Origin of the sequence: Sphingobacterium sp. CZ-UAM (assembly GCF_002000245.1) — a bacterium.
Lineage (GTDB): Bacteria > Bacteroidota > Bacteroidia > Sphingobacteriales > Sphingobacteriaceae > Sphingobacterium.
The window spans coordinates 200,499-213,143 of the sequence record NZ_MTCM01000006.1 but is presented as its reverse complement, the minus strand read 5'-3'; the positions used below and the strand labels follow the sequence as shown (position 1 = coordinate 213,143).

The following is a 12,645-nucleotide window of genomic DNA, read 5'->3' as shown; positions in this document are numbered from 1 at the left end:
TATTGTATTCAAATGCCATCTTGTAAAATTAGGCTGATAGTAGACTGAAAAATAACAAGCATGTTTCCATCACCCTAAAAATATCATATAAAAGTCAAGAATGTTGTGAATTTTGTGGCTTTCAATAGCTTAGCGAAGACGATCAGTGATATTTTTGTATTTTACAAACCTTAAATTTACTTTTTAAACAATATCTGTGGAACTACTGCTTATAGAAGACGAACCGTCGGTCATATCCTTGATAGAAAGAGGACTAAAGGAAGAAGGCTATAACATTAGCATTGCAATGGATGGCTATACAGGTCTAAAAATGGCCGGATTAAATCATTATGACCTTATTTTGTTGGATGTGATGTTACCCGGCATGAATGGTCTTGATGTGTGTAAAAACATCCGGATGTCCAATAATGAAGTTCCGATTATTATCCTCACTGCATTGAACCAAACCGAAGATATTGTGGAAGCTTTTGAACGTGATGCAGATGATTACCTGACCAAACCGTTTCGCTTAGAAGAATTAAAGGCTCGTATAAATCGCTATAGCCGCAAATCCAAAACAGTGACCGAACAAAAGAACGTCTTGACATTTGATGATCTGCAATTGGATCGGGATAGCAAATCTGTTCAACGTGGAGAATCTCCGATCATACTTACAGCCACGGAATTCCGCTTATTGGAATTCTTGATGCTTAATCGTAATAAGGTATTGACACGTATAGATATACTAGAGGAAGTCTGGGGTATGGATGTCGATCTAAGCACCAATGTCGTGGATGTCTATGTCAATTATTTGCGTAAAAAAATTGACAAACAATTTGCCCGTAAACTGATCCATACGGTTATTGGTATGGGCTATGTCATCCGTCATGAAAATTAGGACCAAAATTGTACTTTTATTTTCTGTTATCAGCACGCTCCTGCTTGTTGTATTTGCCCTTTATGTCTCTTATTTTACCTACGATAGTCTACAGACTAAGTTTTTTCATCGGTTGGAAGAAAATGCAGTCATCGTCGGTGATCATATCGTCCACCAAAAGGAAGAAAACAAGGAACTTTATATCCAGGTAAAACGTAAATACCTCAAACAGCTTTCCGAAGGAACAGACCACTTGCTCCGTGTGGTGAAAGGAAGTGACAGTATTCGGTTTAAACCTAATCTACCGATGCCCATGAGCTTCTATAAAGAGGTTATCCAAAATGGCAGAGGTAGATATATGCATAACAAAACAGCATTTGTCGCGGTGTTCTTTAAAGACCATCTCCATCATGACAATCTTATCGTTGTGTCGGAAGGGATTGATGACTATGGGCACGAGGAGCAGCGTCAATTAGATCGTACCTTGATTACGGGTGGTTTTTTAGCTATTCTATTGATTGTCCTAATGTCTTTTTATTTTGCAGACCGACTGCTCAAGCCGATCAAGGATATCAACAGTGACTTGGGAAAAGTGGATATTGCCAATCTGGACCATAGACTGTCCAGTAAATTCAGTAATGCTAAGGACGAGTTGGGGGTATTGATTACAAACCTTAACTCCATGCTCAGTCGTTTGGATATTTCGGTACAGTCCCAGCAAAGCTTTATCGGTAATGCATCCCATTCATTAAAAACGCCTTTGACCATTATTGGTGGTGAAGCGGAACTTGCACGAAATCTGATTCCCAAAGAACATGAAGCCTACTATTCATTGGAGACGATCGCAAAGTACGCGGATAAGATGGAACTCATCATTAATAATCTGCTCCAATTATCCCGTATGGGCTTTAAGGGAGAGGTCGATAATAAAGTTGTCATCCGCATTGATGAATTGCTGTATGAAATTTATAAAGCTGAACGAAGCATCCATAAGGATTTTAGGTTGTCTTTTGATTTTACCCAGATCCCCGAAGATAGCGATGAATTAACAGTCCTTGCCAATCCTGATCTATTCTATATTGCCTTTAGCAATATCATCTCCAATGCATATAAATATGGTAATGGTGAGCAGGTCCAGGTCGCTATTAGCTGTGATGACCGAAATATTACAATTAAAGTATTTGATAAAGGGATCGGAATTCCGCAGAAAGATCAGCCCCATATTTTTACTTCGTTTTATCGCGCCTCCAATGTCGGGGATATCTATGGAAATGGCCTGGGGCTTGTTTTAGCCAAGAATATCTTTGATCTCCATGGTGCTGAGCTCAACCTTTATTCTGCAGAAGGGCAAGGTACCCAGGTTGTTGTCACGCTGCCTAAAATTGCTTTCTAATCTCATTTTAATCTCATCCTTATTCCATTTTTAATTTGCCGTGATATACTTGTACCAGAGATAGGTATATCATATGAAACCATCACGATTTATTCAAACCTATAAAAGAATAAATCTGATAGCTTCATCACCAACAAAAAGCAAGTTATACGGATGAAAAAAACACTTTCACTTATTACAACGTTGGGTTTGGGCATTGCGGCATTACATGCGCAGGAACAGGCTCCAACAGATTCCATTCCAGCAGAAAGAAATAGCTTATTATCCAGAAGTAGTTTATTGTCAAAAGAACCAGCTAGGGCAAAATCATTTCAATTGGATGTTTTGCTTCGTGCAGGTCTGCAGGCTGATAACAGCGATGGCTCCGGTCAGGCAAAAGCAAATTTGGACGATGCCCGCATCTTGATGAGCGGTGATTACAATGATCAGCTTTCGTATAAAGTACGTTTTCGTCTGAATAGATCATTTGCACCAACCAGTCAGGACAATGGATCAAGGGCATTGGATATGGCCTATATCAAATATAAGTTTGGAAAGGATCTGAAATGGTCCGTCACAGCGGGTAAGCAGAGTGCTATTGTGGGTAGCTACGAGTTTGAGAATAACCCTATTTACGAGTATAAATTCACGGATTATGTTGACCGTATCCTGAATTTATTTGTGGTAGGGGGAACATTGTCCTATGAAGTCAATCCTAATCATTCCTTACATGCACAAGTTTATAATACGACAAACGATAGTTTTATGGATTTGCATACCAAAAATGGTTTTGCAGTAGGTGATCTGGTGCGATCTGATGTGCCAATGGGTGCTTACTTTACCTGGGTAGGAGCCTTTATGGATAAAAAAATCAATACAAAATGGTCCTATAATATCTCCCAGTTTGCAAAGGGACATACCAATCATTCCATCTCTTTGGCGAACAAGTTTAAAACGCCGAAGCAAATGGTCTATTTAGATCTGCAATATTCTTATCTGGGTGTTGACCATGCCTTGATTGCATCATCGGCAATCAATGACTTTTATGGACGTACGGGGACAGGACGCGTTTTGGCAAAGGATGTCAATTACGCTTCGGCAATTGTACGGTATGATCAGTTTTTAAGTCCAAAATGGGAGGTAGCGCTGAAAGGTGGTTATGAGACTGCCGGATCGAGAGATGACGATCAGGTTGGCAAAAATTTCCGTCAAAACTGGACCTACTTTGCGACCCTGCAACATAAACCTTTTCATAATCAGGATTTGCGATTTTACCTTGGTTATGTAGGTAATACAGTGAACTACAAAGGGCATATGGATATGGGTAAAACTCAATATAACCGTGTTGCCTTTGGAGCATATTTTACAATTCCGGTCTTGTAATAATTCCTTTAACAAAATAACAAACAATTATTTTTTATGCGTTTAACACCAAGAGAAACAGAAAAGCTGCTATTGCATTTAGCAGGAGAACTGGCAGCAAAGCGACTCAAGCGCGGGGTGAAACTAAATTACCCTGAATGTATTGCCTATATCAGTGCCCAGATTATGGAGGAAGCAAGAGATGGTCGATCTGTTGCGGACTTAATGTCTTATGGTACGACCTTATTGAAAAGAAGCCAGGTGATGGAAGGTGTTCCTGAGATGATCCATGATGTGCAGATTGAGGTTACTTTTCCGGACGGTACTAAGTTGGTAACAGTTCATGATCCTATTCGTTAATAAATCTTAATCATATGATTCCAGGAGAATACATTTTAAAAAAAGAGGAAATCAAAGCTAACGTGGGGCGTAGAACCACTAGCCTTGTTGTAAAAAATGAAGGCGATAGACCGATTCAGGTGGGTTCGCACTATCATTTTTTTGAAGCGAACAAATTGCTTTCGTTTGACCGCGAAAAAGCATTTGGTATGCGCTTGAATATTCCTGCAAGTACGGCGGTACGGTTTGAACCAGGTGAACAGAAGTCTGTTGTACTGGTTGAATTTGGAGGAAGCAAAGAAATTCACGGTTTCAATGGATTGACTAATGGGAAGTTTACTGACCAAAATGTCAAATCAAAAGCTGTGGAGAAAATGAAAAAATTAAAATTCAGACAATCTAAATAATATAGAATGGGAGGATGGAATAGACGCGAATGGATTAAGGTTGTAGGACTCACGACATTGGGATCTACCGTTGGTCTACATGCGCTTGGTTTAGATAAACTAGGTTTAGACAAATCATCTGTTAAATATATTGATGGGGAGCTTTATATCCCTAGGGAAAAATATGCTGCTCTTTTTGGCCCGACCACGGGTGACAAGGTGCGTTTAGCTGATACGGAACTATTTATAGAAATTGAAAAAGATTTCAACGTATATGGCGAAGAAAATAAATTCGGTGGTGGTAAGACGATCCGTGATGGTATGGGGCAATCTGCCCGTGCCCTGCGTGATGAGGATGTTTTAGACTTCTGTATTACCAATGTGATCATTATTGACCACTGGGGTATTGTGAAAGCTGATGTTGGTATTAAGGGTGGTAAAATTGTTGGTATCGGAAAAGCAGGTAACCCTGACGTACAGGATGGTGTAACCAAAGGAATGGTCATTGGAGCTTCGACAGAAGTGCACGGAGGTGCAGGTTATATCCTTACTGCTGGCGGTATCGATACACACATTCACTTTATCTCTCCACAGCAGATCGAGACCGCATTGTACTCAGGCGTAACTACATTTATCGGTGGTGGTGCCGGACCAGCAGATGGTACACTTGCGACAACTGTTACATCAGGTAAATGGTATATCGAGCGTATGTTTGAAGCGTTTGAAAATCTACCGATCAACGTTGGTTTCTTCGGTAAAGGTAACGTTTCGACAACCAAGCCGATTGAAGAGCAAATTGAAGCTGGTGCATTAGGGGTGAAAATCCATGAGGACTGGGGCGCTACGCCGGCGACTATCGATGCAGCGTTAAAAGTTGCTGATAAGTACGACGTACAGGTGGCTATACACACGGATACATTGAATGAAGCTGGTTTCTTGGAAGATACCGTTGCTGCAATCGACGGACGTGTTATCCACACATTCCATACAGAAGGAGCTGGTGGTGGGCACGCACCTGATATCATCAAAATTGCGATGTATCCAAACATTCTCCCTGCATCTACCAACCCGACAAAACCGTTTACAGTGAATACCGCAGAAGAGCATCTTGATATGTTAATGGTCTGCCATCACTTGGACAGAAATGTAAAAGAAGATGTTGCCTTTGCAGATTCTCGTATCCGTCCACAAACGATCGCTGCTGAAGATATTCTTCAGGATATGGGGGTATTCTCCATTATGAGTTCGGATAGTCAGGCGATGGGCCGTGTGGGCGAGGTGATCTCGCGTACATTCCAGACCGCACATAAAATGAAAATTCAGCGTGGACCTTTGGCTGAAGATAAGGGTAAAGACAATGACAACTTCCGCGTAAAACGTTATGTGTCCAAATTTACAATTAACCCTGCAAAAGCGCATGGTGTTGATAAATATATCGGATCTATTGAGACAGGTAAATATGCCGATCTGATCTTGTGGAAACCAGAGTTGTTTGGTGTGAAACCAGAGTTGATTATCAAAGGCGGTATGATCCTAGGTGCGAAAATGGGGGATGCGAATGCTTCTATCCCTACACCACAGCCGATCATCTACAGACCGATGTTTGGAAACTATGGTAAGGCAGTGTCAAAATTGTGTTTCAACTTCGTTTCAAAAATATCCATAGAGAATGGAAATATCCAGAAATTGAATTTATCACGTAAATGTTTGCCGGTAGAAGGTTGTCGTACAGTGATGAAAAAGGATATGGTACATAATCATGCCACGCCAAATATCGTGGTCAATCCCGAAACGTATGAAGTAACAGTAGATGGTGTTTTAGCTACTTGTGAGCCATTAAAAGAGCTTCCAATGGCACAACGTTACTTCCTGTTCTAATTCAGAATATATGATTTTAACAAGAGACATTAAAGGCAATATTTGGACAGACGGCAAAGAGCAGGATGCTGCTGAACTGGATTTTTTACAGCTTGAATGGTTTGATACCGAGCGACGTGTCATTCGGGGATTGACCGTTCAGGGCCGGGAGATCGGATTTAGAAATCTGGGTGAAGACCCCTTGTTCGATGGTGATATTCTGTTTGAAACAGCAGACCTCCGTATCGTTGTCCGAATATTGCCCTGTCCTTGTTTGGTCGTACGGCCCAAAAATAGAATGGATATGGCGAGAGTATGCCTAGAAATAGGCAATAAGCATATACCTGTTTTTATCAACGCAGCTCATGAAATCATAGCTGCTTACGAAAATCCGCTGTGGGAACAATTACAGCGGGCAGGATTTACACCAACGAAAGAGTCACGGGTAATCGAACGAACGCATACATTGCGCATACATCAGTATGCCGTAGTGCAAAATAAAATCACACTAGCAAAGGGGGGATAATATGAATCCATTGTTGACATTGATGCAGATCAATGATTCCGTTTTTCCGATTGGAGGATTCACACATTCCTATGGATTGGAAACCTATATAACCAAAGGTCTTGTACACGACTCGAAAACTGCTAAAGAGTATGCACAGACGTTATTGGAACATAGCTTCTATTACAACGATGCGGCCTTTTTTCATAAGACTTGGCAATTATGCGAAACAAAGGCGACAAAGAAAAAGGTAGCAGAATTAGACGCCTTGATCACAGCCTTTAAGGCGCCTTATGAAATTCGGGATGCAAGTAAAAAATTGGGTATACGCTTCCTGAAGCTGACTGAAAAATTGCAGCCGGTTAAACGTTGTTCAGCTTATTTAAAAGCAATAAATACACAAGAATTGCATGGGCATTACGCTATGGCATTTGCCATGTTTGCACATGCGCAAGGGATTAGCTATACAGATGCATTGAGCGCTTTTTATTATAATTCACTCAATGGTATTATGACCAACTGTGCGAAACTGGTCCCTATCAGTCAAATGGATGCACAACAGATTCTGTTTAAGTTGCAGCCATTAATCAATAAGTTGGTTACCGCGCAACCAGCGTTGGAAGAGGATTTAATCGGTAATTGTTGTATTGCACAAGATATCCGTTGTATGCAACATGAAAAGTTATATACACGTATCTATATATCCTAAAAGTAAGATTACTGCTATACTTAAAATTTATTTTATCAGTCCCCATCCCATCGGTGGAAAAAATAAATAAGGGACATGAATAAACAAATTGATACAGATGAAAAAGACGTCAAAAAGAAATTATGTAAAAATTGGTGTTGCCGGACCTGTTGGATCGGGCAAGACAGCATTAATCGAACGCTTGACACGTTCGATGTCCGCAGATTATAGCATCTGTGTTGTTACAAATGATATTTACACACGTGAAGATGCAATGTATCTACAGCAAAATTCGGCACTACCGGCAGAACGTATCATTGGCGTAGAGACTGGCGGATGCCCACATACCGCAATCCGTGAAGATGCATCGATGAATATTGAAGCTGTGGAGGAATTGGCTAACCGTTTTGAGGATGTTGAGCTGATTTTTGTTGAAAGTGGGGGGGATAATCTGACAGCAACATTCAGCCCGGATTTGGCGGATTTAACGATTTTTGTGCTTGATGTTGCCGAAGGTGAAAAAATGCCACGTAAAGGCGGACCCGGTATCACACGTTCAGACTTATTATTGATCAATAAAATTGATTTGGCACCTTACGTGCATGCGGATTTGGAAGTTATGCGTCAGGATACATTGCGTATGCGTGGAGAACGTCCTTTTATTTTTACGAATCTGATGACATTGGAAGGTTTGGAAGATGTAAAGAAATGGATCAGAGAATATGCTTTATTAGAACAAGTCGGCTAAAAACAAAGGGATATGGATAGTAAGATAGTAATAAATGTAGCCCAAGAGGACGGTAGAAGCAGGCTGAAAGAAAGCTACCATAATGCACCTTATAAATTGACCCATTATGGAGCAGCGAATCTCACTGATCATCTGGAAATGATTATTATGAGCGCATCGCCCGGCATTATGGATACAGATCATCTTCATATTGACGTCCATGTAAAGGAAAAGGCTCAATTAAAATTGTTCACGCAGTCCTTCAATAAATTGCACCCGATGAAAACCGGCGCAAGCCAGCATACAGATGTACAGGTTGCATCGGGGGCTATATTTCATTATATCCCGCATCCAGTTACACCTTTTAAGGACTCCATATTCAAAGCAACAAATCATATCCATCTGGCGGAAGATGCGGTTTTGATGTGGGGTGATATTATCAGTGTTGGACGGATCTATATGAAAGAAGCATTTGAATTTAATCGTTTGCATACACAGACGAAGATTTTCAGATCCGGAAAGCTGGCCTTCATCGACAATCAGCTGCTGCAACCCAAAAAGCAGCCCATCCAGAAGATGCTCTTCTTTGAAGGTTACACCCATCAAGCGACCTTTTTATTCTCCGCTAATTTTGCGCAGGAGTTAAAGAACGAACTTGATGAAATATTGACTGTAGAATATAATGACATCTCTTATGGATTTACACAGGCTTCATCAGATGTCGTTATTCTACGAGCGTTGGGTTCTGACGGTGAATTACTCTATGATTTTCTGCAGATGTTGGGGCAATTGTGTTGGGATTTTACCATGCATAAACTGTCGGAGTCAAAGGAAGTTCTCGAAAATGAAGGGGCTGAGTCTTCGCCATTTGTGACGGAAACGGTTTTGGCAGAATCGATTGCGACAGAGGAAGTTGTGACAGGCTCAGTTGTCGCTAAAAAGAAAAGTACAACCAGCCCGCGGAAAAAGAGGGTAGTCAAAAGTAAAACGGAGGAAGGACTGAAATATGCGTAAATCGAAAGAGCCTACCGAAATCCTCATTGAGTCCATTCCCAATTTTGAGCATGTTAAATTCAATCGTGAATCGGATATCTTGGATCTTTCCTACTTTGAAGTAAATAAACGTGTTATCCACCGCAAAACGCGTAAGGGTAATACGGTAAAGATACAAAGGGATGACAGCACGGCCTTACAGTCAGGGCAATGTATCTATCATCGCGAAGACCTGTTTATACAGGTCAATATCTTGCCCTGTCTTTGTGTACTGCTTGACAGTCAGGATCTTTCTATGGTCGGAGAATTCTGTTTTGATGTAGGTAACCGTCATTTGCCTGTGTATCTGAAAGCTGATGGACGTTTTGCTGTCTCCTATGACGGACGCCTGTATCAGGCATTAAAAGAAAAATATAATGGTTCCATTTCCTTGGAAAATGCCATTTTGGAACCGGACGAACAGATTACATCGCTTCGTAATGCGAAAAAATAAGAGGTTTGTATTCGAACCTCTGTTTCAGGTTTTGATTTGATAACGGGAGCCGATCTTTGTTTGTACGCTGCTTGAAAATGCTGAAAAATTGTGCATTTTTGTTGTTATGACATTTGGTGCGGAATTGCAGGGGTGGTATCAACAGCATAAGCGTGATTTACCATGGCGGGAAACAAGAGATGCCTATAAAATTTGGCTCTCTGAGATTATCCTGCAACAGACTCGAGTAGAACAAGGGCTGCCTTACTATTTACGATTCGTGGAACGGTTTGAGACAGTCGTTGACTTTGCTAACGCAGAGGAAGATGATATTTTACATCTTTGGCAGGGACTGGGTTATTATTCAAGGGGGCGAAATATGCATAAGGCTGCACGAATCGTCCGTGACGAATATAACGGCATTTTTCCTGTAGATTATAAGACCTTGCTAAAGCTTCCCGGTATAGGTGAATATACCGCTGCCGCAATATCATCCTTTGCCAATAATGAGGCGCAGGCAGTACTGGATGGGAATGTGTTCCGAGTGCTTTCTAGGTATTTTGGAATAGACACCGCGATCAATTCTACTGAGGGAAAGAAAATTTTTACAGCTATCGCTCAGGAGAATTTGGATCAGGACTATCCGGCATTATACAACCAGGCCATCATGGATTTCGGTGCTATTCATTGTAAGCCAAAGCAACCTTTATGTATTACTTGTATGTTTAATACATCCTGTTATGCGGTGCTACAGGGCGATGTCGATCGATTACCAGTTAAACTTAAAGCAAAGGCGAGTAAGGATCGGTATTTTAATTATTTTATCCTTAAATACGAAGCGCAAATTTTGATGTCAAAGCGGGGGGAAGGTGATGTCTGGCAGAATTTATACGAGTTTCCTCTGATCGAGTCTGATCGTACATTAACGATACCCGAGCTCCTTGGAGATGAGGAATTTGTCCGGTATTTCGGGGGAAATGTGGAAATCAAGCTTCTACAAAAACAAACTAAACATATTCTGAGCCATCAGAATATTTATGCGACATTCTTTGAAGTGCGGTTAGAGGGCGGTCTAAATCAAAAAAAATCCAATTGGGATTATGTATTTTTAAAAGATTTAGATAAATTAGCTAAACACAAGTTGATCTTCACCTTTTTGGAAAGATCCAATTTTTAACCATTTATGCTTTTAAATTATGTCAGGAGTTAACAAAGTTATTTTAGTGGGACATCTTGGAAAAGATCCCGAAATTCGATATTTAGAAGGCAATGTCTCCGTTGCCAGTTTCCCATTGGCAACTTCAGAAACGTATAACAAGGACGGAAAACGAGTAGAACAAACCGAGTGGCACAATATTGTCATGTGGCGCGGCTTGGCAGATGTGGCGGTAAAATACCTTACTAAGGGCAAGTTGGTCTATATCGAAGGTCGATTACGTACACGTACCTACGAAGATAAAGAGGGAATCCGACGCTATGCGACTGAAGTAGTTGCTGAGACTTTTACCCTTTTGGGACGGAAATCGGATTTTGAGCCTACTGGAGCTGCTAACACGGGGAATGTTGCAAGTACCCCAGCACAGAAAGCTGAGGATAAAGAAATCGAAGTTGATTTTACCGAAAACGATCAGGAGGATAATCCGCTTCCATTTTAATCGAACTTACAGGTAGCTTTGAATAGCAGAAGATTATTGTTTTATATATAATTATGGGCAAGGAGCAGATGAAAAATCTGCTCTTTTTGATTTACAGTATATTTTCCATTCCTTTTAACCGCAGTTTAAAAATAAGGTTCCTATTCAAAGCGTTGATTAGAAAGAACTTTATCCGTTGGGTCGTGCACCTCTATCTTCTTTACGGCTTCGCTTTTGGCGCATATCGGGAGATGGCAAAATTTCTTTTTGGCGGAAATTTTGGCTATGTTTGTCCTAATTATGTTGCAAGATAAAATTACGCAGTATACTGAAGAAATTAAGGCATTTGCGCCATCTTCTTCAGCCGATGTAGAAAATTTCAGATTGAAGTTTTTGGTTTCCAAAGGGATCGTGAAGAATCTTTTTGATGAATTCAAAACAGTTACTCCTGAAGAAAAACGTACTTTGGGAAAAGTACTGAATGAATTTAAGCAGTTGGCAGAAAATACCTTCAAGGAAGCACAGGAAAAATTTGGTTCCGGTGAGAAACAGAAATCCCAGCAAATCGAAGGTGATTTAACATTGCCTGGTAATGGATTTCAATTGGGATCCAGACATCCAATCTCGTTGGTACGCAAGGAAATCGTTGAGATCTTTAAAAAGCTAGGTTTCATCGTTTCTGAGGGACCAGAGATCGAAGATGATTGGCACAATTTCTCCGCGTTGAATTTTCCTCCTGAACATCCGGCGCGTGATATGCAAGATACATTCTTTATCAAAAAACAAGAAGGTAACGATATTACACTGAGAACACATACATCTTCTGTTCAAGTGAGACTCATGGAAGCTGGTAAACCACCTTTCCGTGCGATTATGCCTGGTCGTGTTTATCGAAATGAAGCTATCTCGGCTCGCGCACATTGTTTCTTTCATCAGGTAGAAGGATTATATGTGGATGAAAATGTTTCGTTTGCTGATTTGAAGCAGACTTTATACCATTTTGTTCAAGAAATGTATGGTGAAGGCACTAAGGTTCGTTTCCGACCTTCGTACTTCCCGTTTACAGAGCCTTCTGCTGAGATGGATATTTCTTGTACGATCTGTAAAGGTGCTGGATGTAATCTTTGTAAATATTCTGGTTGGGTAGAGATTTTGGGCTGCGGAATGGTTGATCCGAATGTACTTGAAAATTGCGGAATCGACAGTAAAAAGTATTCGGGTTTTGCCTTCGGTATGGGAATCGAAAGGATCACAAATCTGAAATACGTAATCAAAGACTTGCGCCTTTTTTCTGAAAATGATACGCGTTTCTTAGCTCAGTTTGAGACTGAATTAATATAAATCAATGCTAATAAAGACTGTTGTAAGCATCACACTATTGCCAGGCTCTAAGCGTAACTTTGGCGGTTTGGGAATTGGAAATAGTGTGATGTGTGGTAGTCTTATCTGAAGAG

13 protein-coding genes and 1 pseudogene are annotated in these 12,645 nt (G+C 40.7%); all 14 read left to right on the top strand.

What is annotated here, in order from left to right; translation table 11 throughout:
• Positions 1-196: 196 nt before the first annotated feature.
• The 14 genes and pseudogenes from BWD42_RS20250 (at position 197) to pheS (ending at position 12,532) form a co-directional block, all read left to right on the top strand.
• Complete coding sequence (locus tag BWD42_RS20250) at positions 197-877, top strand: response regulator transcription factor (RefSeq protein ID WP_077438218.1); 681 nt, start codon at positions 197-199, stop codon at positions 875-877.
• The gene (locus BWD42_RS20245; RefSeq protein ID WP_175992105.1) at positions 867-2,249 is read left to right on the top strand and encodes a sensor histidine kinase; all 1,383 of its coding nucleotides are present in this window, start codon (positions 867-869) and stop codon (positions 2,247-2,249) included. The genes BWD42_RS20250 and BWD42_RS20245 overlap by 11 nt, the downstream gene beginning before the upstream one ends.
• Before the next feature lie 153 nt (positions 2,250-2,402).
• A complete protein-coding gene (locus BWD42_RS20240; protein WP_077438216.1) occupies positions 2,403-3,611 on the top strand; it encodes a porin in 1,209 nt (402 codons plus the stop codon).
• A gap of 36 nt (positions 3,612-3,647) precedes the next feature.
• Positions 3,648-3,950 (top strand): urease subunit gamma, encoded by a 303-nt coding sequence (gene ureA / locus BWD42_RS20235; RefSeq protein WP_046674789.1) that lies wholly within the window; start codon positions 3,648-3,650, stop codon positions 3,948-3,950.
• 14 nt (positions 3,951-3,964) lie between these two features.
• Positions 3,965-4,261, top strand: a pseudogene (gene ureB, locus BWD42_RS25020) (urease subunit beta); the annotation flags it as partial.
• A gap of 81 nt (positions 4,262-4,342) precedes the next feature.
• Positions 4,343-6,193 (top strand): urease subunit alpha, encoded by a 1,851-nt coding sequence (ureC, locus tag BWD42_RS20230; protein ID WP_139351225.1) that lies wholly within the window; start codon positions 4,343-4,345, stop codon positions 6,191-6,193.
• A 10-nt stretch (positions 6,194-6,203) separates the two neighbouring features.
• Positions 6,204-6,698, top strand: a complete 495-nt coding sequence (locus tag BWD42_RS20225; protein WP_077438215.1) for a hypothetical protein — start codon at positions 6,204-6,206, stop codon at positions 6,696-6,698.
• A gap of 1 nt (position 6,699) precedes the next feature.
• A complete protein-coding gene (locus BWD42_RS20220; RefSeq protein ID WP_077438214.1) occupies positions 6,700-7,386 on the top strand; it encodes an urease accessory protein UreF in 687 nt (228 codons plus the stop codon).
• A 97-nt stretch (positions 7,387-7,483) separates the two neighbouring features.
• Complete coding sequence (gene ureG, locus BWD42_RS20215) at positions 7,484-8,113, top strand: urease accessory protein UreG (protein ID WP_077438213.1); 630 nt, start codon at positions 7,484-7,486, stop codon at positions 8,111-8,113.
• 12 nt (positions 8,114-8,125) lie between these two features.
• On the top strand, positions 8,126-9,106 hold the full coding sequence (locus BWD42_RS20210; RefSeq protein ID WP_077438212.1) for an urease accessory protein UreD: 981 nt from the start codon (positions 8,126-8,128) through the stop codon (positions 9,104-9,106).
• Entirely contained in the window at positions 9,099-9,578 is a 480-nt protein-coding gene (locus BWD42_RS20205) for a hypothetical protein (RefSeq protein WP_077438211.1), read from the top strand. The genes BWD42_RS20210 and BWD42_RS20205 overlap by 8 nt, the downstream gene beginning before the upstream one ends.
• A 106-nt stretch (positions 9,579-9,684) precedes the next feature.
• Positions 9,685-10,734 (top strand): A/G-specific adenine glycosylase, encoded by a 1,050-nt coding sequence (gene mutY / locus BWD42_RS20200; RefSeq protein ID WP_077438210.1) that lies wholly within the window; start codon positions 9,685-9,687, stop codon positions 10,732-10,734.
• A gap of 19 nt (positions 10,735-10,753) precedes the next feature.
• Entirely contained in the window at positions 10,754-11,212 is a 459-nt protein-coding gene (locus tag BWD42_RS20195; RefSeq protein ID WP_077438209.1) for a single-stranded DNA-binding protein, read from the top strand.
• A gap of 279 nt (positions 11,213-11,491) precedes the next feature.
• Positions 11,492-12,532, top strand: a complete 1,041-nt coding sequence (pheS, locus tag BWD42_RS20185) for a phenylalanine--tRNA ligase subunit alpha (RefSeq protein WP_077438207.1) — start codon at positions 11,492-11,494, stop codon at positions 12,530-12,532.
• Positions 12,533-12,645: the final 113 nt, after the last annotated feature.